The 23939-nt window shown below is 72.6% G+C and carries 22 protein-coding genes and 1 pseudogene; 11 read left to right on the top strand and 12 right to left on the bottom strand.

The genetic code is table 11. The annotated features are described in order from the left end of the window. Positions 1-80 precede the first annotated feature (80 nt). Positions 81-653, top strand: a pseudogene (gene rsmD / locus GWK15_RS12065) (16S rRNA (guanine(966)-N(2))-methyltransferase RsmD); the annotation flags it as partial. A gap of 278 nt (positions 654-931) precedes the next feature. On the opposite strand, the gene GWK15_RS12070 reads toward rsmD, so the two are convergent. Then, positions 932-1909 carry a LysR family transcriptional regulator gene (locus GWK15_RS12070; RefSeq protein WP_168041586.1) on the bottom strand — a complete coding sequence of 326 codons (978 nt, stop codon included), beginning with the start codon at positions 1907-1909 and terminating at the stop codon, positions 932-934. A gap of 100 nt (positions 1910-2009) precedes the next feature. On the opposite strand from GWK15_RS12070, the gene GWK15_RS12075 reads away from it, so the two are divergent. The 4 genes from GWK15_RS12075 (at position 2010) to GWK15_RS12090 (ending at position 6478) form a co-directional block, all read left to right on the top strand. Continuing rightward, a complete protein-coding gene (locus GWK15_RS12075) occupies positions 2010-3002 on the top strand; it encodes a formylglycine-generating enzyme family protein (protein ID WP_168041587.1) in 993 nt (330 codons plus the stop codon). After that, entirely contained in the window at positions 2999-4747 is a 1749-nt protein-coding gene (locus GWK15_RS12080; RefSeq protein WP_168041588.1) for an arylsulfatase, read from the top strand. The genes GWK15_RS12075 and GWK15_RS12080 overlap by 4 nt, the downstream gene beginning before the upstream one ends. A gap of 147 nt (positions 4748-4894) precedes the next feature. After that, entirely contained in the window at positions 4895-5902 is a 1008-nt protein-coding gene (locus GWK15_RS12085) for an HAD family hydrolase (RefSeq protein ID WP_168041589.1), read from the top strand. Positions 5903-5923: 21 nt separating this feature from the next. After that, positions 5924-6478 (top strand): DUF502 domain-containing protein, encoded by a 555-nt coding sequence (locus GWK15_RS12090; protein WP_168041590.1) that lies wholly within the window; start codon positions 5924-5926, stop codon positions 6476-6478. A 36-nt stretch (positions 6479-6514) separates the two neighbouring features. Here GWK15_RS12090 and ald read toward each other — a convergent pair whose 3' ends face one another. Continuing rightward, positions 6515-7621 (bottom strand): alanine dehydrogenase, encoded by a 1107-nt coding sequence (gene ald / locus GWK15_RS12095; protein WP_168041591.1) that lies wholly within the window; start codon positions 7619-7621, stop codon positions 6515-6517. A gap of 88 nt (positions 7622-7709) precedes the next feature. Next, positions 7710-8174 carry a hypothetical protein gene (locus GWK15_RS12100; RefSeq protein WP_168041592.1) on the bottom strand — a complete coding sequence of 155 codons (465 nt, stop codon included), beginning with the start codon at positions 8172-8174 and terminating at the stop codon, positions 7710-7712. 241 nt (positions 8175-8415) lie between these two features. Here GWK15_RS12100 and GWK15_RS12105 point away from each other — a divergent pair, with 241 nt between their 5' ends. Continuing rightward, positions 8416-9507 carry an acyltransferase family protein gene (locus GWK15_RS12105; RefSeq protein ID WP_168041593.1) on the top strand — a complete coding sequence of 364 codons (1092 nt, stop codon included), beginning with the start codon at positions 8416-8418 and terminating at the stop codon, positions 9505-9507. 111 nt (positions 9508-9618) lie between these two features. Here the strand turns inward: GWK15_RS12105 and GWK15_RS12110 are convergent, their stop codons facing one another. Further along, positions 9619-9963 carry a DMT family protein gene (locus tag GWK15_RS12110; RefSeq protein WP_211844005.1) on the bottom strand — a complete coding sequence of 115 codons (345 nt, stop codon included), beginning with the start codon at positions 9961-9963 and terminating at the stop codon, positions 9619-9621. An 84-nt stretch (positions 9964-10047) separates the two neighbouring features. Between GWK15_RS12110 and arsC the strand changes: the two genes are divergently transcribed. Further along, positions 10048-10398, top strand: a complete 351-nt coding sequence (gene arsC, locus GWK15_RS12115; RefSeq protein WP_168041594.1) for an arsenate reductase (glutaredoxin) — start codon at positions 10048-10050, stop codon at positions 10396-10398. Between the two features lie 5 nt (positions 10399-10403). On the opposite strand, the gene GWK15_RS26570 is transcribed toward arsC, so the two are convergent. Both GWK15_RS26570 and GWK15_RS12125 read right to left on the bottom strand, forming a co-directional pair. After that, complete coding sequence (locus tag GWK15_RS26570; RefSeq protein ID WP_168041595.1) at positions 10404-12428, bottom strand: FUSC family protein; 2025 nt, start codon at positions 12426-12428, stop codon at positions 10404-10406. Then, the gene (locus GWK15_RS12125) at positions 12425-13690 is read right to left on the bottom strand and encodes an AmpG family muropeptide MFS transporter (RefSeq protein WP_168041596.1); all 1266 of its coding nucleotides are present in this window, start codon (positions 13688-13690) and stop codon (positions 12425-12427) included. The genes GWK15_RS26570 and GWK15_RS12125 overlap by 4 nt, the downstream gene beginning before the upstream one ends. Before the next feature lie 107 nt (positions 13691-13797). Here GWK15_RS12125 and GWK15_RS12130 point away from each other — a divergent pair, with 107 nt between their 5' ends. Beyond that, positions 13798-14337, top strand: coding sequence for a YIP1 family protein (locus GWK15_RS12130; RefSeq protein WP_168041597.1), 540 nt, complete (start codon positions 13798-13800; stop codon positions 14335-14337). A gap of 129 nt (positions 14338-14466) precedes the next feature. On the opposite strand, the gene GWK15_RS12135 is transcribed toward GWK15_RS12130, so the two are convergent. From GWK15_RS12135 to GWK15_RS12150, 4 genes are all read right to left on the bottom strand, one after another. Next, the gene (locus tag GWK15_RS12135) at positions 14467-15216 is read right to left on the bottom strand and encodes an SDR family NAD(P)-dependent oxidoreductase (protein WP_168041598.1); all 750 of its coding nucleotides are present in this window, start codon (positions 15214-15216) and stop codon (positions 14467-14469) included. 61 nt (positions 15217-15277) lie between these two features. Further along, positions 15278-15991, bottom strand: coding sequence for an FkbM family methyltransferase (locus GWK15_RS12140; RefSeq protein ID WP_168041599.1), 714 nt, complete (start codon positions 15989-15991; stop codon positions 15278-15280). Between the two features lie 236 nt (positions 15992-16227). After that, positions 16228-17484 carry a glycosyltransferase family 4 protein gene (locus GWK15_RS12145; RefSeq protein ID WP_168041600.1) on the bottom strand — a complete coding sequence of 419 codons (1257 nt, stop codon included), beginning with the start codon at positions 17482-17484 and terminating at the stop codon, positions 16228-16230. Next, a complete protein-coding gene (locus GWK15_RS12150) occupies positions 17484-18593 on the bottom strand; it encodes a glycosyltransferase family 4 protein (RefSeq protein WP_168041601.1) in 1110 nt (369 codons plus the stop codon). The genes GWK15_RS12145 and GWK15_RS12150 overlap by 1 nt, the downstream gene beginning before the upstream one ends. Positions 18594-18756: 163 nt before the next feature. On the opposite strand from GWK15_RS12150, the gene GWK15_RS12155 reads away from it, so the two are divergent. Both GWK15_RS12155 and GWK15_RS12160 read left to right on the top strand, forming a co-directional pair. Beyond that, positions 18757-18975, top strand: coding sequence for a hypothetical protein (locus GWK15_RS12155; RefSeq protein ID WP_168041602.1), 219 nt, complete (start codon positions 18757-18759; stop codon positions 18973-18975). Between the two features lie 168 nt (positions 18976-19143). After that, positions 19144-20445, top strand: coding sequence for a glycosyltransferase (locus tag GWK15_RS12160; RefSeq protein WP_168041603.1), 1302 nt, complete (start codon positions 19144-19146; stop codon positions 20443-20445). 138 nt (positions 20446-20583) lie between these two features. On the opposite strand, the gene GWK15_RS12165 is transcribed toward GWK15_RS12160, so the two are convergent. Further along, the gene (locus GWK15_RS12165) at positions 20584-21933 is read right to left on the bottom strand and encodes a glycosyltransferase family 4 protein (RefSeq protein WP_168041604.1); all 1350 of its coding nucleotides are present in this window, start codon (positions 21931-21933) and stop codon (positions 20584-20586) included. A gap of 80 nt (positions 21934-22013) precedes the next feature. On the opposite strand from GWK15_RS12165, the gene GWK15_RS12170 reads away from it, so the two are divergent. Further along, a complete protein-coding gene (locus tag GWK15_RS12170) occupies positions 22014-22787 on the top strand; it encodes a hypothetical protein (protein WP_168041605.1) in 774 nt (257 codons plus the stop codon). Here the strand turns inward: GWK15_RS12170 and GWK15_RS12175 are convergent. Beyond that, the gene (locus GWK15_RS12175) at positions 22709-23860 is read right to left on the bottom strand and encodes an MFS transporter (RefSeq protein ID WP_168041606.1); all 1152 of its coding nucleotides are present in this window, start codon (positions 23858-23860) and stop codon (positions 22709-22711) included. The two genes, GWK15_RS12170 and GWK15_RS12175, sit on opposite strands and share 79 nt — an antisense overlap. Positions 23861-23939: the final 79 nt, after the last annotated feature.

The following is a 23939-nucleotide window of genomic DNA, read 5'->3' on the forward strand; positions in this document are numbered from 1 at the left end:
CGCGCACTGCATAGGTTCGTCATGCAGCGGACGGCGCGCCACATCCTGACCCCGAGACCGGCCGCCGCCGCGATTCCGCCGCCGTGAGGATCATCGCCGGGCGCCACCGCGGACGACTGCTGCGCGCGCCGGAAGGCGAGGCGACGCGGCCGACCGCGGACCGGGTGCGCCAGGCACTGTTCGACATGCTGTGGCACGCCGCCTGGGGCGGGCGGACGGCGGTGCACGACCAGCTCGTGCTCGACGCCTTCGCGGGGACCGGGGCGCTGGGGCTCGAGGCGCTGTCGCGCGGGGCGGACCACTGCACCTTCATCGAGCGCGACCGCGCGGCGCTGAACGTGCTGCGCGCGAATATAGGCGCCTGCAAGGAGGAGCCGCGGACGGCAGTGCTCGCCGCGGATGCGACGCGCCCGCCGCCGGCGCGGGTGCCGTGCGGGCTGGTGTTTCTCGATCCGCCCTATGGCAAGGGGCTGGTGCCGCTGGCGATCGCGGGGCTTGCCGCCGCGGGGTGGATCGCGCCGGGGGCGCTGGTGGTGGCGGAGACCGGGGAGGGCGAGACGCTCGACCTGCCGGGCTACGAGATGCTGGCGACGCGCAGCCACGGGGCGGCGACGGTGCATGTGCTGCGGGCGCCGGGGGGCGGGGGGAATTGAGGTGGCTGACCGGGAGGGGTTCTGACCCTTTCGGGCCCTCCCCGCCAGGGTTCCCATTGACCCGCAAGGCAACGTCCATGGGGCCCGCTCCTCCGACAGGCCTTGGCGGAAACGGTATCGGGTGCCGAGGGCCGTTTCGTCTTCGGCGGTGAGCCGTCGGACGTATCTGACGCGCCCCCAGGTAACGTGCGCCGGACCGCGCCGTCGTGGCGCAAGAGCCGCATCCGCGGCCGGCGCGGCGCGCCGACCCGTCACCTCGGCCTAACTGCGTCCCGCCCTTACGTGCAGTCGCCCGGCAGCCCGAGTTCGTCGCACCACGCCGACGCGGCCATTTCGCCCTCGCGGTCCGCCGTCCGGAGCAGGTCGAGGAAGGCCTCCTCAGCCTCCCCCAGCGCGCGGTTGCGCAGCCTGATGATCCCTGGATGCACGGACACCCAGGGGTCGCGCCACGGCAATGCGACGACCTGGCCGGCCCGCAGCGCCGGTGCGGCGATGGCGATCGTCACCGCCACGACGGCATCCGAGTGCGGGAGCGCGCGCAGCGCGACGGTCGGGCTTTCATGGATCAGGGCCGGGAAGGCCGCATGCGTGCGGCCCGCCGCCTTCGCCTCCGCGCGCGCGGCGGCGATCGGCGCCTGGACCGCCGTCGGGATGCGCCCGATCAGCACCACCGGATAGGCGACGATGTCAGCAAGGCCGATGCCGGCGCGGCCGAGAAGCGGGTGGCCGGGCCGGACGACGAAGACGCCCGGCTGCGGCCGCAGCCGTTCGACTTCGAGGCCGTCGCCCATCTCCGGCTCGAAGCCCCGCAGGTCGAGCAGGCCGAGCGTCGCCTCCCGCTCATGCACCGCGCGGGGCACCTCGGCCCAGTTGGCCGAGACCAGGCGCACGCGCACGCGCGGATACAACGACAGCATGCGCGACGCGGCGACGAGGCCGAGCGTCTCGGCGATGTAGGCGCCGGCGGCGATGTTGAGGTCGCGCACCTGGTCGCCGCGCGCCTCGGCGGCGTGGCGGCCGAGGCGGTCGAGCCGGTCGAGGATCTCCCCAGCGTCGGTCAGCACCGCCCGGCCGAGGTCCGTCGTCGTCACCCCGCGCGGGCTGCGTTCGAAGAGCGGGCCGCGCAGGCGCGCTTCGAGCGCGGCCAGTTGCCGCGTCAGCGCCGGCTGCGCGATGCCGAGCACGCGGGCCGCCCTGACCAGGCTGCCGTGCTCATGGATCGCGCGGACCATGCGGAGGTCGCGGACCTCGAACATATGCCTCCCCGAGCAATCGAAGATTGCCGAACCGGCATTGGGCACCGCCGCCGCAACGATGGCAACGTCCGTGCCGCGGAACCGAGGGAGGAACAGGGCCATGCGGAACGCCGCAGCCGCCGCGCCGGCCCTGCCGGACCAGGGCGCGACGGGCGCCATGGCGCGCATCCCCGGCGGGACCTTCCTGATGGGCTCGGACCTTCATTACCCCGAGGAAGGCCCCGCGCATCCCGTGCGCGTCGGCGCCTTCGACATGGACGTCACGACCGTCACCAACGCCCAGTTCGCCGCCTTCGTCGCCGCGACGGGCTATGTGACGGTCGCCGAGCGGCCGCTCGACCCCGCCCTTTATCCCGGCGCGGATGCCGCCATGCTGGTGCCGGGCGCGCTGGTGTTCCGCATGACGGAAGGCCCGGTCGACACGCGCGACATCTCGAACTGGTGGCACTGGACGCCAGGCGCCCATTGGCGCGCGCCCGAAGGCCCGGGCAGCAGCATCGATGGGCGGGAGGACCACCCCGTCGTCCAGGTCGCCTTCGAGGATGCCGCGGCCTATGCGCGCTGGGCCGGCAAGGAACTGCCGAGCGAGGCGGAGTGGGAATTCGCCGCCCGCGGCGGGATCGAGGGCGCGGAATTCGCCTGGGGCGACGAGCTCGCGCCTGGTGGGGTGCACGTCGCGAACACCTGGCAGGGCCCCTTCCCCTGGCGGAACTTCGCCACCGACGGCTTCGAGCGGACCTGCCCGGTGCAGTCCTTCCCCGCCAATCCCTACGGCCTGCACGAGGTCTGCGGGAATGTCTGGGAATGGACGACGGATTGGTGGGCCGCCCAGCACGCCGCCGATCCGAAGAAGCCGTGCTGCGCGCCGGTCAACCCGCGCGGGCCGGCGATCGAGGGGTCCTTCGACCCGGCCCAGCCCGCCATCCGCATCCCGCGCAAGGTTGTGAAGGGGGGCTCCTTCCTTTGTGCGCCATCCTATTGCCGTCGCTACCGCCCTGCGGCCCGCCACGCGCAGATGGTCGACACGGGCATGAGCCACATCGGGTTCCGCTGCATTCGTCGCCACAGTGCCAGCCCAGGAGATACGGCATGAGCAACCACGACACGACGAGCCGGCTGAGCCGGCGCAACATGCTGCTAGGCGGCGTTGCCGCGATCGGCGCAACGATCCATACGGCACAGGCGCAGCAGCGCCCGGCCACGTCCGCGCCGGCGCAACGCCCGGCGCAACCTGCCGCCGGCGGCCAGAGCCGCCCGCCCAACATCCTGGTGATCATGGGCGACGATGTCGGGTGGAACAACATCGGCGCTTACCACCAGGGCATCATGGCGGGCCGCACGCCGAACCTCGACCGCCTGGCCGCCGAGGGCATGCGCTTCACCGACTACTATGCCGAGGCCTCCTGCACCGCGGGCCGCGCCAATTTCATCACGGGCGAGATCCCGCTGCGGACCGGCCTGACGACGGTCGGCCAGGCCGGCGCCGATGTCGGCATCCCTGCCCAGGCCTGCACCATCGCGACCGCGCTGAAGGCGCTGGGCTACAAGACGGGGCAGTTCGGCAAGAACCACCTCGGCGACCTCAACAAATACCTGCCGACCCTGCACGGCTTCGACGAGTTCTTCGGCTACCTCTACCACCTCGACGCCATGTCGGATCCCTACTGGTATTCCTTCCCGCGCGACCGCTGGGACCAGATCGGCCCGCGCAACCTCGTGCATTCCTGGGCGACCGACGCCGACGACGCGACGGAGATGCCGCGCTGGGGCCGCATCGGCAAGCAGCGCATCGTGGACGAGGGTCCGCTGCCGCCCTTCCCGAACATGGAAGGCCGGCAGAACTGGGTCGCCGGCCGGCCGGGCAAGTACAACATGGAGACCTTCGACGAAGTCCTGGTGGACAACAGCAAGCGCTTCATGGACGAGTCCAAGCGCGAGGGAAAGCCGTTCTTCATCTGGCACAACACCACGCGCATGCACATCTGGACGTTCCTCTCGCCGCGCTACCAGCAGGAGATGAACGCCGAGACGCGCTTCGGCCTCTATGAGGCCGGCATGAAGCAGATGGACGACAACATCGGCGCGCTGCTCGAGCATCTCGAGGCGATCGGCGAGAAGGACAACACCATCGTCATCTTCACCACCGACAACGGCGCCGAGGTCTTCACCTGGCCCGATGGCGGGATGACGCCCTTCCGCGCCACGAAGGGCACGATCTACGAAGGCGGCTTCCGCGTGCCGGCGATCATCCGCTGGCCCGGCCAGATCCAGCCGGGCAGGGTCGAGAACGGGATCTTCTCCGGCCTTGATTGGTTCCCGACGCTCCTCGCCGCTGCCGGCAACCCGAACATCAAGGACCAGTTGCGCGCCGGCACGACGCTGAACGGGCGCCAGTACAAGAACCATCTCGACGGCTACAACCAGATCGACCTGTTGCGCGGGCGCGGGCCATCCGCGCGCCACGAGATCTTCTACTTCGGCGGACCCACGCTCGGCGCGCTGCGCGTGGACGACTTCAAGTTCATCTTCTACCAGCAGCCCAACGGATGGCCGGGCGAGCGGCTGACGACCGACATGCCGATCATGATCAACCTCCGGCAGGATCCGTTCGAGCGAACGCCCTCGGTCCGTGGCGAGAGTCTCAACAATTCGGGCGCCGGCTACCTCAACGACTTCTACGCCCGCGAGTTCTGGCGCTTCGTCGAGGTCCAGCGCCTGGTCGCCGAACTCGCGCAGACCGCCGTCGAGTTCCCGCCGATGCAGGACCCGGCCTCGTTCAACCTCGACGCGGTCAAGCGCCAGGTCGAGCAGATGATCCGGAACCAGCGGGGGCAGTAGCGCACCCGGTTCGGACGCGGAGCGTGCGACGACGGCGCCGGGCGGGATCGCTCGGCGCCGCGTCGCCGGCCGCGCGACGTCCCGGTGCCCGGTTGCCACTGGGCACCCAGCCGTGCCGGAGAGCGATGAGCAAGGGGAGCGATGAGAATGACGACAGCCGAAGGTGTCGCCGGCGCGCACCGCCGCGCCCTCCTGGCGCTGGGCGGCGCCGCTCTGCTCGCTCCACGTCTCGCCGACGCGCAAACCGATCCGCTGCCGTCCTGGCGCAGCGGACCTCGGAAGCAGGCGCTGCTCGACTTCGTCGGCGCCGTCACGCGTGAGGGGGCGGCGGACTTCGTGCGGCCTGCCGATCGCATCGCCGTCTTCGACAATGACGGCACGCTCTGGGTGGAGCAGCCGGCCTATACTCAGGTATTCTTCGTCCTCGACCGCGTTCGCGAACTCGCGCCTCGTCATCCGGAATGGCAGCAGGATCCGGTCTTCCGCGCCGCCGTCGCGGGCGACATGGCGGGCGTGGCCGCCGCCGGCGTGCCGGGATTGCTGAAGCTCGCCGGCGCGGCCCAGGCGGGCAACAGCCCCGAGGAGTTCCAGCGCATCGCCGCGTCGTGGTTCGGCGCGGCGCGCGACCATCGCTGGCGCAGGCCGTTCACGGAACTGACCTACCAGCCGATGCTGGAAGTGCTGGCCTTCCTGCGTGCCAGAGGTTTCACGACCTTCATCGTCACCGGCGGCGGCGTGGAGTTCGTGCGTGCCATCTCCGCTGCCACCTACGGCGTGCCGCCGCATCAGGTTGTCGGCTCGACCTTCGCGCTCAAGGCGGAGGACCAGGGCGGCCGAATCGTTCTGATGCGCGAGCCGCATGTGGACTTCATCGACGACGGTCCTGGCAAGCCGGTCGGCATCGCCCGCCAGATCGGCGCGCGCCCGATCATCGCTTTCGGCAATTCCGACGGCGACTACGAGATGCTGCGCTACACGACGGAAGGCAGCGGTCGCCGCCTCGCCATGATCGTGCGCCATGACGATGCCGAACGCGAATTCGCCTATGACCGCGAAAGCCATGTCGGCCGTCTGGCGCGCGCGCTGGACGAGGCGCCGGCGCGCGGCTGGCAGGTGATCTCCATGCGTGAGGACTGGTCGCGCGTCTTTCCCTGACCTGCTGCCGGAGGACGTCCCATGAAGGCCCTGACGCGCGCCCTGCTCGATGGTGCGATGGTCGTGCTGCCGATCGGTGCCGTGGTGCTTCTGGTGCTGGGCATCTTCAACCGCCTCGAGCGCGCGGCGGACCCGCTTTCGGGCCCGTTCGGCCACCCCGCGATCGTGGCGGCCGTCGTGCTCACCGTCCTCTGCGCGGCGATCGGCCTGGCGATCCGATCGGCCGCGGGGCGGCGCACGCGGGAGGTCCTCGAAGCCCTGCTGCTCGAGCGCATCCCCGGATACCGGCTCGCCAAGGCGTTCACCGGCGACGGGCCGCTGCTCGAGCGGGGTGGCCGCGCGATGCGGCCTGCGCTCGCCGCGATCGAGGAAGGGCAGTGCCCTGCCCTCGTCATGGACGAATTCGCGGATGGCCGGTTGCTGGTCTTCGTCCCCGGTTCGCCGGCACCGATGTCGGGTGCGGTCTATATCTTCGCGCCCGACAAGGTGGTCCTGCTGGACGTGCCGCTGCTGCCCTTCCTGAAGGCGATCTCGTCGTGGGGGCTGGGCCTCAGGGAGATCGTGGAGCGGCGTTGAGGACGGCAGGAAGGGCCGCCCCCCCTCAGATCCCGGCTACGCGGGCAGCGCCGCCATCGGCAGCCCGAGCGCCTGCGCCACCGCCGCATGGGTCACCGCGCCCGCATGCACGTTCACCCCGGCGGCGAGGTGCGGGTTCTCGGCCGCGGCGCGCTGCCAGCCCTTGTCGGCGATCTGCAGGGTGAAGGGCAACGTCGCGTTGTTCAGCGCGACGGCGGATGTGCGCGCGACCGCGCCGGGCATGTTCGTCACGCAGTAATGCACCACGCCGTCGACCACGTAGGTCGGTTCGGCATGGGTCGTCGGGCGCGAGGTCTCGAAGCAGCCGCCCTGGTCGATGGCGACGTCGACCATGACGCTGCCGGGGCGCATGCGCGCCACCGTCTCCCGCGTCACGAGGCGCGGGGCGGCGGCGCCGGGGACGAGGACGGCGCCGATCACGAGGTCGGCGTCGAGCACGGCGTGCTCGATGGCGTCGCGCGTGGCGAAGAGCGTGTCGACCATGCCGTTGAACTCGACGTCGAGCGCATTGAGCACGCGCGGGTTGCGGTCGAGCACGGTGACATGGGCGCGCATGCCGTTGGCGATGCGCGCGGCGTTGGATCCGACCACGCCGCCGCCGATGATCGCGACGCGCCCCGAGGGCACGCCCGGCACGCCGGCGAGCAGGATGCCCGCGCCGCCGGCCTCCTTTTCCAGGCAATGGGCGCCGACCTGCACGGCCATGCGGCCGGCGACCTCGCTCATCGGCGCGAGCAGCGGGAGGCCGCCGGCGGCGTCGGTCACCGTCTCATAGGCGATGGCGGTGCAGCCGGATGCCATCAGCCCCTGCGTCTGGGCCGGGTCGGGGGCGAGGTGGAGGTAGGTGAACAGCACCTGGCCGGGGCGCAGCCGCGCCCATTCGAAGGGCTGGGGTTCCTTCACCTTCACGATCAGGTCCGCCTCGGCGAAGACGGTCGCGGCGTCGGGGACGATGCGGGCGCCGGCGGCGGCATAGGCGGCGTCAGGGAAGCCGATGGCGGCGCCGGCATTGGTCTCGACCAGGACCTCGTGGCCATGCAGGACGAGCTCGCGGACGGAGCCGGGCACCAGGCCGACGCGGTATTCGTGGACCTTCACTTCCTTGGGCACGCCGACGCGCATCGCGGTCCTCCTGGGTCTTGGTTGGGGGGAGCCTAGACCCAGGACCAACCAATTGCTTGTGGCGACGTGTCAGGACCCCCTGCCACCATCAATGATCGTCCTGGCGCACCGTATCGGTCGCTAACGGTTCCAGAACCAGCGTGATCTCGTCTGGGTAATAATTGTAGGGCGCTCCGGTTGATTCATCCACCAAGGCGGCGGGCGCGAAAAGAAGCCAGAAGCCAGACCCAGCGAACAACACCTCGCCGGCGGTGCCGCCTCCCGGGATGGGGAACCCGTAGCGGCGCCTTGTCGGATAGGATGGGATCGTTCTTTCCGATGTCCGGAAACCGGCAAGATGACAGGAGATCGCGATCGGTTCGCGGGCGCGCCCGATCTCGACATTGGCCGGCGTCGCTGAGATCGTCGCTTGCAATGATCCGCGCCGTGTTAGTTCGCAGGCGGCACCAGCCGGCTCAGTGCGGATTTGCAGTATTTGTCGGGTACCTTCGAATACAGTTGTGCAGCTTGCGAGCAGCGGCACGGCGAGCAGTGCCGTCGGCGGTTTCCACATGCTGCTTGCCTTCGCGTATGGCTCGCCCCGACATCACCCGGATCGCCAGCCATCTGACCAGATGACCGTGAGCGTATCGGCGATCCGAGCGCTTGCTCAACGATGACAGTGCCTGGTTAGCACCCGTCACGGCCCATGCGGTGATGGGTCGTGAGCCTAAGGCGGCGGCAGGGTGTTGACAGGGGCCCTGGCCGGGACCTGCGCGGCCGCTTATGCTCACGCGATCGCGAGCGGGGGCGTCGTGACGGGAGAGGCAGCAGGGCGGGCGCGCCGCGCGGACGGCTATGCGGCGATCCGCATCGGCGCGGCCGTCGCCGTGCTGTTCGGACATTCCTTCGTGCTGACGCGCGGGACCGATCCGCTGAGCCCGCTGCTCGCTGCGTTCGCGGGCTGGGGCGAGCAGGTCCATGACCTCGCGGTCAATGTCTTCTTCGCGCTGAGCGGCTACCTCGTCACCCTGTCCTGGTTGCGGCGGGGCAGCCTGGTGTCCTTCGCGGTGGCGCGGGGGCTGCGGATCTGGCCGGGGGCGGTCGCGGCCTGCGTGGTCACGGTGCTGGCGGGCGCGGCGCTGACCACGCTGCCGCTGGCGGAATACGCGACGGCCGAGGGCACCTGGGCCTTCCTGCTGCGCAATTCCCTGCTGCGGAAGATCGCCTTCGAGCTGCCCGGCGTCTTCGAGGCGAATCCCTATCCGCGGGTGGTGAACGGGTCGCTGTGGAGCCTGCCCTACGAATTGCGCTGCTACGCCTATGTCGGGCTGCTGGGCGTGGCGGGGATCCTGTCACGGCGGCTGGCGTTCAACCTGCTGCTGGGGGTCATGCTGCTCGACTTCCTGGTGCCCGGGGCGGGGCTTCTGCCCTTCGGGGAGACCTTCTGGCGTCTGTGGCTGCATTTCGCGGGCGGGGCGGCGCTGGCGGCGAACCGGGACCGCATCCCGCTGCGGGGCGACGTGCTGCTGGTGCTCGCGGGGCTGGCGGCGGCGGCGTCGCTGTTCGCGCGCGGGCCGGTGCATGCGGTCGCGGCGGCGGCAGCGATGGTCTACGCGGTGCACTGGGCGGGCCAGGCGCGGCTGCCGGGCTGGGTCGATCCGGCGCGGCGGGGGGACCTGTCCTACGGGACCTACCTCTATGCCTTCCCGGTGCAGCAGGGGCTGGTGAGCCTCGACCCCGAGGGCTGGGGCGGCTGGGGGCTGACCCTGGCGAGCCTGCCGGTCGTGCTGGTGCTGGCGGCGCTGTCCTGGCGGTGGGTGGAGCGCCCGGCGCTGGGCGGGCGGGAGGGCGCGACGGCCGCGATCGTGGGGGCGCTGCGCCGGCTGCGGCCGCTTCGCTCGTAGCCCGGGCCTGCCGGAAGCAACGCCGGCCCGCACCCCCACCCGGCTATCCAGCGACGGCATCCTGGACGGGCAGCCAGGTGCGGGCCGGTGCCGTCCGATCGGAGAAAACCCCTACTCGACCGGCAGGAAGATGAAGACGACCGCGGCGACGAGGCAGAGGCCGGCGGCGATGAAGTTCCAGCGGATCGTCTCGCCCAGGAAGGCAACGGAGAAGACCGCGAAGACGGCGAGCGTGATCACCTCCTGCATCACCTTCAGCTGCTGGCCGGTGAAGGTGCCGTAGCCGATCCGGTTGGCCGGGACGGCGAGGCAGTATTCGAAGAAGGCGATGCCCCAGGAGATCAGGATGGCCAGCCACATCGGCCAGGAAGGCTGCTTGAGGTGGCCGTACCAGGCGAAGGTCATCAGCACGTTGGAGGCGACGAGCAGCAGGGGCGTGGCGATCCAGGGGCTCACAGGGGGTCCTCGCGGGTTCCGTCAGGCCGGTCTAGGCGCCTCGGCGCCGCTTGTCGCGGGGCGGCGGGCGCGGGAGAAACCGGCATGAGCGACGTGACCATCTGGCACAACCCGGGCTGCAGCACCTCGCGCAAGGTGCTCGGCATGATCCGCGAGCGGGGCTTCGCGCCGCGCATCGTCGAATACCTCAAGACGCCGCCCTCGCGCGCCGAGGTGGTCGAGGCGGCGCGACGGGCGGGCCTGCCGCTGCGCGGGCTGCTGCGCCAGCGCGGCACGCCCTTCGCGGAGCTGGGACTCGGCGATCCGGGGCTGACGGATGAGCAGTTGCTCGACGCCATCGCGGCCCATCCGGTGCTGATCGAGCGTCCGGTGGTCTTCGGCCCGCGCGGCGTGCGGCTGTGCCGGCCGGCCGAGGCGGTGTTCGAGGTCCTGTAGCCGCGTCAGGGGACGCCGAGCCCGGCGAGGGCCTCGGCCGCCGCCATGAGTTGCGCGGCGATGTCGGCGAGGACGGGGTCGTCGCAGCCGGGCGGGGCTGGCGGCAATGCGCCGCCGGCGGCGACGGCAGCGGCCGCCGCGTCGAACCAGGCGCGCCAGGCGGCGGCGCCGGCCGGATCGCCGGCGGGCTCGGCGAGGCGGAGTGCGGCGATCTGCCCGCCGGCGCGGCGCAGCGCGGCATCGATGGCGAGCGCGCCGCGGAAGGCCTCGGTCCGCGCGCGGACATGTTCGAGCAGCACGCGCTGGAGCAGCGCCTCGGCCTCGGCGCTGGTGGCGCCGACCTCGCGGCGCACGGACAGCGAGGTGGCGGCATCGGCCTCGCCCAGGCGTTCGGCGATGCCGAGGGCGGCATAGCGCAGATGCGCCGCGACGGCGGCGCGCAGCACGGGGTCGAGCCGCTCGCCGGCCCAGTCGGGCCAGAGCGCGACGGCGGCAAGCAGCGCGAGGCCGCCGCCGGCCAGCGTGTAGCCGGCGCGTTCGAGGCCGATGCGCAGGGCCTCGGCCTGGCCGGGATGGTCGACCTCGAGCAGGACGACGATCACCGCCGTCGCGCCGCCGACATAGGCGCCGTAGGAGACGCGCCGCAGCGCCGCGGTGGTCGCGGCGAGCGGCAGGAGCACGCCCGCCATCGTCATGGGCGAGGGCAGCAGCAGCGCGATGCCCGCGCCGAGCAGCGCGCCGGCGAAGGTGCCGCCGGTGCGCTCGGCGGCACGCGCCATGGTCTGGGCCACGTCGGGCTGCAGGGTGAGGATCAGGGAGATCGTCATCCAGTAGGCGTGGCCCGCGGGCCAGGGGAGCGTCGCGGCGGTGGCGAGCCCGGCGGCGAGGCCGATCCGCGCGGCGTGGCGCGCCACGGCCGAACGCGGCGTGAGCTGGGCGCGCAGCGTCGTCCAGGGGGATGGCGGGGCGGGCGGTGCGGGACGGGCGGCGCCTTCCCCGATCGCGGGGGCGGCGGCCTGGGCGAAGGCGCGCTGCAGGCGGGCGATGATGGGGCGCAGAGGCTCGGCGCCGGGGGCATCCGCGAGGCCGTCGAGGCTGGCCGGATCGGCGCCGGGCCCGGCGGGCATGCCGCGCGTCGTTGCCGTGGCGAGCGCCGCCAGCATGGCGCCGAGGCGATCGAGCAGCCGCGCGGCGGCCTCGCGCACCGGCGGGGCGGGATCGCGGCCGAGGCTGTCGGGCAGGGCGACGAGGGCGTCGAAGGCCTGCTCGGCGGCGTCGAGCCGGGCCCAGACGGGATCGAGCCGGCCGGCGGCGTCGCGCAGCGCCTCGGCATGCGCGACGGCGCGGGCGCGCGCGACCTCGAGCGAGGCGCGCACCTGGCGGCGATGGGCGCGGGCGTGGCGGAGCCATTCCCCGGACTCCTCGCCGGGGTGGCGCAGCAAGGCGAGGAGATCGGCCGAAAGGCCCTCGAGGTCGCGCCAGGCCTGGCCCACCGCGGCGCGGGCGGTCTGGAAGGGCCGCAGCCGCCACAGCAGCACCGTCAGCAGCAGCGCCCAGGCGGCGCCGGCGAGGAAGAGGAGTGCGACCTCGGCCACCGCATCGCCGGCCGTGAGCATGCGCCGCAGGCCGAGCACGACGACGAGGCAGGACACGGTGCCGAGTTGCAGGCCGGTCGCGCCGACGGCGCGCAGCATCGACAGCGCGAAGATGCCCAGCCCGGCGAGCGCCGCGGTGACGGCACCGGGGGCGTTGCCGAGCAGGATGCCGTAGCCCGCGTCGATCGCCGCCCCCGCCAGGCCGAAGGCGGCCATGGCGCGCAGCCGGCCCGGCAGCGGCCCGCCGGGGTCGGCGAGGCAGGTGAGCCAGGCGGCGAGCGCGATCGCCATCAGCCAGGGGGCGTGGATCCATTCGGCGAGCGCGACGAGGCTCGCGATGGCGATGCCGCTGCGCAGGCCCTCCATGGGGTTCGCCGCGCGCAGGTCGACCGCGAAGGTGGCCGGCAGGCCCTCGTCGCGGCGGGCGCCGGTCACGGCTCCGGCTTGGACGGCGGCAGGCGGGCGAGGAGGAAGAGCATGATCGCCATCGCCGGCAGCGCCGCCGCGGTGGTCAGCAGGAAGAAGGCGGGCCAGCCCATGGCCTCGGCCAGGCGGCCGGCGGTGGCGGCGAGGGTGCGCAGCGGCAGCGCGGCCAGCGAGGAGAGCAGCGCGTATTGCGTCGCGGTGAAGGCGCGGCTGGTCAGCGACGACAGCCAGGTGAGGAAGGCGGCGTCCGCCAGACCGTCGGTGAAGGATTCGACGCCGACCTGCGCCCAGAGCATCGGCATGGAATGCCCCGCATGGGCGAGCGCGACGTACATCAGGTTCGAGGTCATCTGCCCGATGCCGGTCCAGACCAGGGCGCGGCCCATGCCGATGCGCCCGACCAGCCAGCCGCCGGCGAGCGCACCGGCGAGGGTCGCGAACATGCCGAAGCCGGTCGCGACGAAGGCGAGGTCCTCCCGCGTGAAGCCGAGCGAGCGGTAGAAGGGCGTGGTCATCACGCCGGCCAGCGCCTCGCCCAGCTTGTAGAGCGAGATGAAGAGCAGGATCGCGAACCAAAGGGGGCGGGTGGTGAATTCGCGGAAGGGTTCGACCACGGAGACGCGCAGCCGCGCCTTCCAGCCCGAGACCTTGGGGATGGCGTGCGGCGCGTCGGGCGCGGCGAGGGTGGCGGCGAGGCCCACCACCAGCAGCGCCGCGCCATAGAGGTAGGCGCCCTGCCAGCCGATGTGCTGGACCAGCAGCAGCGTGCCCGCGCCCGAGGCGAGCAGCGCGAGGCGGTAGCCCCAGACATAGGCGGCAAGGCCGTAAGCCTGCGCGCCGTCGTCATCGCCCAGCATCTCGATGCGGTAGGCGTCGATGACGATGTCCTGGCTGGCCGAGAGGAAGGCGACGAGGACCGCGAGCGCCACGGTGGGCAGCGGGTCGGCCTGCGGGTCGGTGAGCGCGATGGCGGCGATGGTCGCGACGAGGGCCACCTGGATGCAGACCAGCCAGCCCCGCCGCTGGCCGAGGCCGCGCAGCAGCGGCGGGCGCAGCCCGTCGAGCGCGGGGGACCACAGGAACTTGTTCGCGTAGGCGAGGCCGATCAGCGCCGTCATGCCGATGGCGCCGAGCGAGAGCTCGCTTTCGGTGAACCACTGGCGCAGCACCTGGCCGGCGACGAGGGGCAGCGGGACGCCGGCGGAGAAGCCGAGCGCGAGCATCACCAGGTGCCGCCGGTCGCGCCAGCGCGGAAGGGCCGAATCGGACATGGGCGCAGGCTGGCAGAAGCCCCGGCGCGCGGCCAGCATGCGGGCCTTGCCCCGGCGCGCCGCGCCTGGGCAGTATCGGCGCAGGAACGAGGGCAAAGGGGAGCCACGTGGAGCAGCTGATCGCGCGCATCAAGGGCATGGCGCTGTCGCCCGCGCAGGAATGGCAGACGATCGCGCGCGAGCCGATCGAGCTGGCCCCGGTCTTCACCCGCTACGTCATGCCGCTCGCGGCGATCCCGGCGATCGCGGGGTTCCTGCTGCTCGCCATGGTCGGATTCTTCTTCACCGGCCTGACGAGCATGATCGTGGGCTACATCCTGTCGGTGGTCGGGGTCTTCGTGATCGCGAAGATCATCGAGATCCTGGCGCCGAAGTTCGGCGGGCCGCAGGACCCGGATGCGGCGCTGAAGCTCGCGGTGTTCTCGCCGACCGTGGCCTGGGTGTCGGGGGCTGCGATCATCATCCCGATCCTGGGCAGCATCGTCGCGCTCGTGGGCGGGCTCTACTCGCTCTACACGCTCTACCTCGGCGTGCCGACGGTGATGCGCGTGCCGCAGGAGAAGGCGCTGACCTTCACCCTGGCGGTGATCGGCGTCGCGATCGTGGTGAACATCGCGGTGCGGATTCTCACGGGCGTCTTCATCTGAAGGCGGCGTTCGGACTGCGCCGCAGGGCGCAGTCCGGTGTGCGGCGCCGGCCCACGCGCCCACCTGGCCACCCATTCCAGGATACCGACGTGGGTGGCCGGATGGGGGCGCGGGCCCGCGACGACGACCTCAGGTCTCGGCCCCGCCGTTCACCTGCAGCATCTGGCCGTTGACGTAGGCGCCGGCCGCCGAGGCGAGCAGGCGCGCGACGGCGGCGACCTCGGCCGGCGTGCCCTCGCGCCCCACCGGCACGCGCGCGACGGCCTTGGCGCGGTAGGCCACGGCCGCGGGATCGGACGGGGCTTCGTCGGCGGCGATCGGCCCGGGCGAGATCGCGTTCACCGTGATGCCCTGCGGCCCGAATTCCTTCGCGAGCGCCTTGGTCAGGCCCCAGACGCCGTGCTTGGCGACGCTGACCGGCGCGCGGCCGCCATAGCCGTGGATCGCGTTCATGCCGGTGAAGTTGATGATGCGGCCCCAGCCGGCGGCGAGCATGCCCGGCAGGCAGGCGCGGGAGAGCCGGACCGCGGCGTCGAGGTCGACGGCGATGACGCGCTGCCATTCCTCCTCGGTGGTCTCGAGGAAGGGCCTGGCGGGGCGCAGCGCGGCGTTGTTCACCAGCACGTCGACGGCGCCGAAGCGGGCGATGGCCTCCGCCGCGATGCGGGCGCAGCCGTCCGGCGTGCCGACATCGCCCATGGCGACCAGGGTCGCGGCGCCGCGCGCGGCGGCCTCGGCGGCGACGGCCTCGCAGGCGGCGCGGTCGGCGGAGCCGTTGAGGACGATGTCGAAGCCGTCCTCGGCGAGGCCGAGCGCGACGGCGCGGCCGATGTTGCGACCGGCGCCGGTGATCAGCGCGGTCCTGCGTGGCTGGGCCATGGGGTTCCTCCGGGTGTTGCCGCCATCATGGCGGATGGAGGGCGGACGTCGAGGGTGGGCGTCAGTGCGCCGCGCGTTCGAGCACGTCGCGGCGGACGAAGATGCGGTTGACGTGCGTGTCCGCGTAGAGCGCGTAGCCGTGGCCGGCGAGGAAGGCTTCGGGACCCGGTGCGCCCATGGTCTCGATGACGATGACCCAGGGGCGGTAGCGGGCGAAGTCGATCTCGCGCACGACCTCCTCGTCGATGCCCTCGACGTCGAGGGAGAGGAGATGGAGCTCCTGCCCGGCGAAGTGGCGGTCGAGGATTTCCCCGATGGTCGCCGCCGGCACGGTGATGCGTTCGCGCAGGCCGCCCTTGCCGAGGCGGGCCGCTTCCTCGATCCGCTCGGGCAGCACCGAGGTCCAGCCGGGGTTCTCGGCGAGGAGCACCTCGACCGTGCCGCCGGGGGGGCGGCGGGCCGCGGGCACCACGGCCACCGCTTCGACCGCGTCGCGCGGGCGTAGCGCGGCATAGGCGGGGAGGTAGGCGGGCTCGGCCTCGACCAGCACGCCGCTGCCGCCGTCGCGGTAGAAGAGGAAGGTGTTGTTGTCGCCATCGGGGATGGCGGCGCCGATGTCGAGGTAGCGGATCGCCTGCGGCGCGCCCGCGATGCGCAGCAGGTAGGCGACGATGCGGTCCTCCCCGCACTGAGCGTAGGAGGGGCGCGCGGCTTCGCCCGGTCCGGCGGGCTCGCCGCGCTCCTCGAGCGAGGCGAGGCGGTGGGCGATGGCCATGAGGTCCTTGCGAATGGCGTCGATGTCTGGATCGGCGCGTTCTCGCTGCGTCGGACGCGGCTGCTGCGCCCTGATCTGCAAGCGCAAGGCGTCGATCTCCGCGAGCAGGGCGCCGTAATATGGAGCGTTGAATGGCCAGAGCAGTCGGCGGATCGGGTTCGCAACTCTGCCGCGCGGGGTCGGCGAGATGCCCCGCGCCCGAAGGTTGTTCAAGTCCATGGCCGTTTCCACCAACCTCAACCGAACCTGAGGCGCACAGAAAGGTTGTGTTTCAGGAAGGCCAGGGCGGTCAATGAAGGATCGTCGACCCGCCGGACCGACGGCTTGCTGCTGGTTTCGCGCAGGACGGCCTCGATGCGATCCAGGCAGCGGCGAAAAGAGAGGTCTTCCTCCACCAGGCGACGCGCGGCACGGCCAACTCGCGCGATGTCGACCGCCCGGGCGGCAACCTGACGCATCGCGCCTGCGAGGGCTTCCGCTGAGCGGGGGATCTTGAGGCAATGGACGCCTCCGACAAGTCGCTCGGCCGCACCACAATTCGCGGTCATGATCGGCGGCGTTGCTGCGGCAGCGGCCTCAATCGGGGCGAATCCGAAGGGTTCGCGCTCGTGGGTCGGGAAAAGAAAAGCGTCGTAACTGCGATAGAGCCTCATCAATTCCTGCTGCGTTCGAGGACCATGGAAGCGCACCACGTCCTGCACCTGAAGCGACTGGGCGAGCCCGATGTAGTGGGAAACCTCACCAGCCCCAAATAAATCTACCTCGAAGCGCAGGCCTTCGGACTTGAGCATCCGGCTCGCCTCGAGGATCAGGTCGATGCCCTTGTGGGCGTGCATGGCGCCTGCGGTCACGAAGCGGGCGACTCCGCCGCGAAGGTAGGGAAGGTGCGGCAGCGTATCCGCCGCGTCCGCCCACCCAGGGATGATCTCGACCGGGATGGGGAAAGCGTCATCGGCCACGTACTCGATCTCGTCGACGAGGTGACGGCTCATCGCGATCACCTTGCCTCGGCGCAAGGCACGCAGCCCCTGTCCGAACAGGCCGCCGATACCATCGGTGACGGAGGCCATGATGTCCGCCGGCGCACGGTCCATCAGGTGCCACACCCAAGGCAGACCGCTGATGTCGAGCAGGTCGACCAAGGCAGCGCCGCCGATGCCAACAAGGTTCCACGCGTAGACGACGTCCGGACGAAAGGCGCGGAGTTCATCGAGCAGCGCCATGGTGTTGGGCAGTGACGAACACATTGCCGCGTAATCGAGCCATGCCTGCGCGCCTCGATCGGCCGGTCGCTCTGGGATGAGCCAGGGCAAGTCCAGGCGACGCACTTCGCCGGGTAGCGCCTCAGCGTGGCGGGGCAGGTGCGACCATGTTGTCAGCACGCGGACGTCGTGGCCGCGGCCGCGCAGCCCCGCGGCGGCCTTAGCGCAGCCGAGTTCGTAGCCGCCGATGACGACCGGGGGGAACAGGTTGCTGACGACGAGGATCCGCATCAGCGCCCCCAGCGCGGCGCCGCGTGCACCGCCCGGTAGAAGGCGGCGAGCCGTTCGCCGATCGCCACCATGCCGTGCGTGGCGACGACGTGGTCCCGGGCGAGACTGGCGGCGCCAGGGTCGGGCCAACGGCCTTCGGCCACCGCGCCGAGCAGGGCGGCGAGGTCGTCCCGCGTCGAGAAGACGCGGCCGAAGCGGGGATCGGGGACGAGCTCGGGCAGCGAGCCGGCGTCGGAGACGATGGCGGGCAGGCCGCAGGCCATGGCCTCGAGCGTCGTCAGGCCCATCAGCTCGGGCTTCTCGATCGCGCGGCCGTAGACGTCGCGCGCGGTCGACGCCTGCACGAGGATCGCGGCGCGACGATAGAAGCCGAGCAGCGCCGCATCGTCGGCGTCGTGGACGAAGCGCACGTCGCGCCCCTGCGCGCGGTCAAGCAGCAGCGCGTGATAGGCCTCGTCGTAGACGCGGCCGAGGACGACGAGGGTCAGGTCCGGCGGCAGGGCGTCGATGATCCGGTCGACGCCCTTGTGGGGCAGGATGCGGCCGACGCAGAGCACCATGCGCGGATCGCGCGCGACGGCTGGGTCGGGCGCGAAGGCATCGGTGTCCACGGGGCCGATCATCACCTCGGCGCGGCCCGTGAAGGCGCCGCCGAGCAGGCGGTGGGCGAAGTCGGAAATGGAGATCACGCCGTCGAGGAGTTCGATGCCGCCCCGGCGGAGCATCAGCTCGTCGGCGCCGCCGCCGAGGTCGGTGCCGACCGCCGGCACGCCGGCCGAGCGGGCGAGCGCCGTGCAATAGGCGCCGGAGGTGGTGAGCGATTGATGGATGTGAACGAGGTCGTAATCGCCGATTGCCTCGCGCAGGGATGCCGAGACGCCGCCCATCGCCCCGGCTCGCGGCGCATCATTAACGAAGACGCGCAGCGTGGCGTGCGCAATGCTGCGCGTCGATGCGGCCGTACCGATCGATACCACGTCCTGGATGAACCCGCCTGTCGTGGCGAGCGCCCGGACCAGGTAGTCGACGTATCGCTCACCACCGCCGATGACCGAAGCGTCCGAGAAGAAGGTCGGCGTCAGATGTGCGATTCGTAGGGCGCCCATCATGCGACGACGCGGCCCCGACGCATTTGCACCAAGTGACGCAATGCCGCATGAACATTCCGCATTGCACCTTCATAGCCTGCGAGCCCGGGTCGGGCGCAAGTTGTCGGCGCCTGCCGAAGCGAATATCCCTGCCCGATCCGATCAATATTCCGGCAGGACCGTCATGAGCACCCAAGGCCCCGTCCACCTGCGCTGGCGCGCCTCCGGCGCCGCGCCCGAGACCGAGACCTTCCCGGATCTCGACGCCGCGCTCGACGCGGTGGAGGAACGGTGGGAGGTGCTGCAGCACCAGGCGCCGCAGATCCTCGACCACCGCAAGATCCTGCTGATCAGCACGGAGCAGCTGAAGGACGCGATGGTCGAGGAGGACGAGGCGGGCTGAAGCCGGGGGGCGTTCCGGCGCGCGGCGGGGTCGCGGGCTGCGCGGTGCGCCTGGGCAGCGCCGGCTGACGCGGCCCGCCCGGGACGCGGATACTACCTGTGTGCGGGGTCATGCGCTGATTATCGCGCAATGGTTGTCTTCGCATAAATATCCGGTAATACTCGCCAGATGCCCGACAGTGTCCCCGGCACCGTGACGACGCGCCGGTCAGGCGGATTGCGCATTCTCCTGACCAACATCATGGTCGCCACCCGCAGCGGCACCGAAATATTCATCGAGCAACTCGCCGACTGGTTCCGGCGGGCCGGTCATACGCCGATCGTCTATGCGCCGCTGGTGGGCCCGCTGGGCGAGGCGATGCGTTCGCGCGGCCACCATGTCCACGACCGGATCGGTGCGATCGAGGATCCGCCGGACGTGATCCACGGCCACCATGCCGGGCCGACCATGACGGCGCTGGCCGCCTTCCCGGCGGCGCCGGCGATCTTCGTCAGCCACAGCGTCGAGGCCGAGTTCGACCGACCGCCCGAGCATCCGGGCATCCGCCGCCACTTCGCCGTCTCCTCGCTGGTCGCGCAGCGCTGGGCATCGCCATCGCTGCCGGCATCGCGCATCGAGATCATGTCCAACGCGGTGGACCTCGACCGCTTCGCGCCGCGGCCGGCGCTGCCGCCGCGGCCGCGGCGCGCGGCGCTGGTCACCAAGTACGGGTCGCAGGCGGCGATGGTGCGCGAGGCCTGCGCCGCGGCGGGGCTGGAGCTCGAGGAAGTGGGCGCGGGGGTGGGGCGCGTCACGGACGACCTGCCGGGGCTCTATCGCGGGGCCGACATCGTCTTCGCCTCGGGCCGCAGCGCGCTGGAGGCCGCGGCGACCGGCTGCGCGGTGGTGCTGACCGAGGGGCCCGGCCTGCATGGCATGATCCGGCCCGAGGCGGTCGACCGGGTGATCGCGTTCAACTGGGGCATCCACCTGCTGGCGCGCCCGCCCTCGGTCCGCGCCCTGGCCGAGGCGATCGCCGCCTACGACCCGGCCGAGGCGAGCGAGGTCGCGCGGCGCGTGCGGCGCCGCTGCGGCCTGGACAGCCAGGGGGAGCGGCTGCTCGGCATCTATGCGGGCATCCGCTCGGCGGTGGCGCCCAACGCGGCGCATCACCAGGCGATCGCGGGCTTCCTTGAGAGCCATGTGCCGAGCTTCGCCTGGGACCGCTGGCGCGTGCTGGCGCGCCACTTCGCCCCGGACGCCGTGCCGCCGTCGCTGCTGGCCCTGGCGGAGGCGCGGCGGCAGGTCGAGGAGGAGGAGGCCGCGCGCGTGCGCGATGTCGAGGAGCGCGCGGCCTTGCAGGACGAGATGGAGCGGCTCCGGGATCGCATCGCGAGCCTCGAGACGCTGCAGGCGGCGACCTATGCGTCGACCTCCTGGCGGGTGACGACGCCGCTGCGCAGCGTGGCGGCGTGGCTGGGGCGGGGCTGAGGCCGGGGGCGGCGCTACGCGGGGCCTGACGAACGCGACGCAGCACCCGGCGCGGATCGCCGGCATCCCGGATGGGCGGGGGCAGGCATGGGTGCCGGCGCCAGCCAGCCCCCCGGTGGGGCCGCCATCGTCACCTGGTCAGGGGCGACCACCTGAACCGGATCCGCTCCGGCCCGGCTGCTCGGTTCGCCCGGTGCGCCACCGCCAGAGCGGCGCCCGGATCGCCTGCGGCACGGCGGCGCGCCAGAGGCCGGCGGCGGCGTCGCGCAGGCGGCGGATCGGGCCGCGCCGGAGCAGCGCGTCGGTTCTGGCGGCCTGGAGCGCCGTTGCGGCCTGCAGCGCCGCAAGGTCGGCACGCAGGCATTCGGCGTCCGCGACCTGGGCGGCGAGGCCACGGGCAAGCGCCGCCGCCAGGGCGGCCTGCGCCTCCGCGATCCCGGCCAACTGGCCGGGCAGGGCGTCGAGCGATCCGCCGGCAGAGCCTTCGCCCATGGCGCGGGCGAGGCGGCGCCAGGGCGCGTTCCGGTCGAAGCTTGGCACCCAGCCGGCGATGAAGGCGCCGGTGGCGGCGGCCTCGGCGGCCGGGTCGGGCATGACGGGTTCGGCCAGGACCTCCTCGTGCAGCGCCTCGATGCGGTCCAGCAGGGTGTCGAGGCTGCGCTCGGCGCGGACCAGGGCGCTCGCGGCCTCGGCTTCGGGCGCGGACCAGGCGGCGATGGCGGCGGCGATCGCGGCCTGGTCGGCCGGCTGGGCGAGGATGCCGGCGCCGAGGTTCCAGGGCAGCCAGGCCTCGGCCGCCGCGCGGGTGAGGAAGCCGGCGCAGCCGCGCGCGTCGCAGACCACGACGCCGGCGCCGGCTGCCGCAGCCTCGAGCGCGGAGCGGGCGGTGGCGAAGACCAGGTCGGCCTCGGCGAAGAGGGCCTCGGGCGTCTCTGTCATGCGGCCGGGGCCGCTGCCATAGGCGTCGAGCGCGATGCCGGCGGCGGCGCAGGCGGCTTCGATGGCAGGCAGGTGCGCGTCGTGCTTGGTCAGCACCACGGCGCGGGCGGGGCGCGGCGGCAGGGGGCGCGGCCGGGGCGGGATGCGCGAGAGGTCCACCGCATTGGGCAGCAGGCCGACCGCCGCGGGCGCCAGGCCGTCATCCACAAGCCGGGCGCGGCAGCGCTCGTCCACCGCGAGGACGCGGCGGATGCCCGGGTGCGGCGGGGCGGCGTCGAAGGGCGCGGCGGCGTCGTGGCTGACGAAGACGCCCGGCACGCCGGGATGGGCCGCGAGGGCCGCCATCGCCGGGCCGGTGTGGTGGGCGTGGATGATGTCGGGGCGCGGCAGCGCGCCGGGCCGGTCGGCCACGCGGTGGCCGCGGGCGCGCATCCCTTCCCCGAGCGGGCCGATCTGCGGGGTGAAGACCAGCACCGTGTGGCCGCGGCGGCGCAGGCCGTCGGCGAGTTGCTCGGTCACCACCTCCGTGCCGCTGCGGCCGGACAGCATGATGTTCGTCAGCAGGATCGTGCGGGGCAGGCGCGGGCTCCCTGGGCGGCGCGGGACGCTTGTGCCATTGGCGAAGGAGCATGGCACGTCCCCTCCTCATCGTCGCGCATCCGGGCCACGAGCTCCGCCTGTTCGGCTGGATGGAGCGGGAACGGCCGCTGCTGTGCATCCTGACCGACGGGTCGGGCAGCGTGGCGCCGGCGCGCACCCGGTATTCCGCGGCGCTGGCCGAGGGCTGCGGGGCGCAGCGCGGGCCGGTGTTCGGGACGATGGCGGACCGGGACTGGTATGCGGCGATCCTGGCGGGCGACCTCGGGCCGTTCCGCGCGGCGGCGGAGGCGATCGCGGAGGTCGCGGAGGCCGGGGCGCCGGTCGTGGCCGACCCGGTCGAGGGCTACAACCCGATGCACGACCTGGCGGCGGCGCTGGCGGATGCGGTCGCCGCCGCGACGGGCGGGCCGCGGCTGACCTATCCGCTGACGGCCGCGCAGGCGGGCGGGCGGGCCTGGCGGCTCGATGCCGCGCCGCTGGCGCGCAAGCGGGCGGCGGTCGCGGCCTATACGCCGCTGGCGGTGGAGGCGGCGGCGTTGCTGAAGGCCGATCCGGAGGCGCTGGCGGAGGAACGCATCCTGCCGGCTGCGCATGGCTGGCCGGCCGTGATGGACCCCCTGCCCGCCTATGAGCGCTTCGGGGCCGAGCGGGCGCAGGCCGGCGTCTATGGGCGGGTCATCCGCTATGCCGACCATGTCCGGCCGGTCGCGCTGGCGCTGCGGAATCAGCGCGCCGGGACGCGCGCCACCCAGGCGGCGAGGCCGGCGGTGACCGCCGCGGCGCCGGCGAAGACCGCGCCGTAGCCGGCCGCGTGCAGCACGGCGCCGAAGGCCAGGGCGCCGACGCTCTGGCCGAGGAAGAGCGCCATGGCGAAGGCGGAGACGGCGGTGGCGCGGGATTCCGGCAGGGCTTCCGTCGCGCGGGCCTGCAGCACGCCGTGGAACATGTAGAAGCCCATCCCCAGCGGGGCCTGCAGGAGCGCGACGGCCCACCAGGCAGAGGCCATCGAGGTGCCGAGGAGGGCCGCGGCGAGCATCGCCCCGCCGGCGGCGAGCAGGCCCTTTTCGCCGAGCCGCGAGACGAGGCGCCGGGCAAGGCGCGTGTAGACGAAGGCGCCGAGGCCGAAGCCCGCGACGCAGAGGCCCGCCGCGCCGGGCGAGAGGCCGAAGCGCTCGATCAGGAAGGAGCCGACGAAGGGGAAGGCGCCGCCGAACAGGGCCGCGCCGTCGAGGGCTGCCGCGCCCATCAGCCGCCGGCCGGCCGGGGCGCGCAGCAGCACGATGTACTGCATCAGGCCGAGGCCCCTGCCCGCCCCCGGCGGCGGCGCGCGGCCGGTGCGGCGGACCAGCAGCACGCCCACCACGAGTGCGAGCGCGGCGAGCAGCAGGAAGGACGCGCGCCAGCCGGCGAACTGCGCGACGATGCCCGAGGCCGGGCCGACCAGGAGCTGGGCCATCACCATGCCGGTGAGGAAGCGGCCGATCGTCGCCTGGCGGTCCTCATAGGGCACGGCGTCGCCGATCCAGGCCATGGCGAGCGGGATCACCGCGCCCGCCACGAGACCCGTGCCGGTGCGCAGCACGATCATGGACGAAAGGTCCCAGGCCAGCGTCGAGACGGCGAGGCCGAGGCCGTAGAGGACCAGCGCGATGGCGGCGACCTGGAGTTTCCCGTAGCGGTCGCCGAGCGGGCCGGTGATGAGTTGCCCGGCGCCATAGGCCAGGGTGAAGCCCGCGACGATGGGAGCGACGGAGGGCACGCCCACGCCGAAATCCTGCGCGAGCAGCGGCAGCAGCGGGTCCATCAGGCGCATCCCCCCGCCCGCGGCGAAGCCGGCGAGGGCAAGGAGCGGCAGGAGGGCGAGGTCGGGGCGCAAGCACGCGCATAGGTCGACGCACGGCGCGGCGCGTCAACCCGGCGGGCGACAGGTCCCGCGCCCGGCGCTACCGTGCCAT

Source organism: Neoroseomonas oryzicola (assembly GCF_012163135.1).
GTDB classification, from domain to species: domain Bacteria; phylum Pseudomonadota; class Alphaproteobacteria; order Acetobacterales; family Acetobacteraceae; genus Neoroseomonas; species Neoroseomonas oryzicola.

Coding starts and splice junctions, on each gene's coding strand:
- GWK15_RS12070 (WP_168041586.1), bottom strand. CDS start 1,909: ATGTTCGAGGTCCGCGACCTCCGCATGGTCCGCGCGATCCATGAGCAC.
- GWK15_RS12075 (WP_168041587.1), top strand. CDS start 2,010: ATGCGGAACGCCGCAGCCGCCGCGCCGGCCCTGCCGGACCAGGGCGCG.
- GWK15_RS12080 (WP_168041588.1), top strand. CDS start 2,999: ATGAGCAACCACGACACGACGAGCCGGCTGAGCCGGCGCAACATGCTG.
- GWK15_RS12085 (WP_168041589.1), top strand. CDS start 4,895: ATGACGACAGCCGAAGGTGTCGCCGGCGCGCACCGCCGCGCCCTCCTG.
- GWK15_RS12090 (WP_168041590.1), top strand. CDS start 5,924: ATGAAGGCCCTGACGCGCGCCCTGCTCGATGGTGCGATGGTCGTGCTG.
- ald (WP_168041591.1), bottom strand. CDS start 7,621: ATGCGCGTCGGCGTGCCCAAGGAAGTGAAGGTCCACGAATACCGCGTC.
- GWK15_RS12100 (WP_168041592.1), bottom strand. CDS start 8,174: ATGTGGAAACCGCCGACGGCACTGCTCGCCGTGCCGCTGCTCGCAAGC.
- arsC (WP_168041594.1), top strand. CDS start 10,048: ATGAGCGACGTGACCATCTGGCACAACCCGGGCTGCAGCACCTCGCGC.
- GWK15_RS12125 (WP_168041596.1), bottom strand. CDS start 13,690: ATGTCCGATTCGGCCCTTCCGCGCTGGCGCGACCGGCGGCACCTGGTG.
- GWK15_RS12135 (WP_168041598.1), bottom strand. CDS start 15,216: ATGGCCCAGCCACGCAGGACCGCGCTGATCACCGGCGCCGGTCGCAAC.
- GWK15_RS12140 (WP_168041599.1), bottom strand. CDS start 15,991: ATGGCCATCGCCCACCGCCTCGCCTCGCTCGAGGAGCGCGGCGAGCCC.
- GWK15_RS12145 (WP_168041600.1), bottom strand. CDS start 17,484: ATGCGGATCCTCGTCGTCAGCAACCTGTTCCCCCCGGTCGTCATCGGC.
- GWK15_RS12150 (WP_168041601.1), bottom strand. CDS start 18,593: ATGATGGGCGCCCTACGAATCGCACATCTGACGCCGACCTTCTTCTCG.
- GWK15_RS12155 (WP_168041602.1), top strand. CDS start 18,757: ATGAGCACCCAAGGCCCCGTCCACCTGCGCTGGCGCGCCTCCGGCGCC.
- GWK15_RS12160 (WP_168041603.1), top strand. CDS start 19,144: ATGCCCGACAGTGTCCCCGGCACCGTGACGACGCGCCGGTCAGGCGGA.
- GWK15_RS12165 (WP_168041604.1), bottom strand. CDS start 21,933: ATGCTGTCCGGCCGCAGCGGCACGGAGGTGGTGACCGAGCAACTCGCC.
- GWK15_RS12170 (WP_168041605.1), top strand. CDS start 22,014: ATGGCACGTCCCCTCCTCATCGTCGCGCATCCGGGCCACGAGCTCCGC.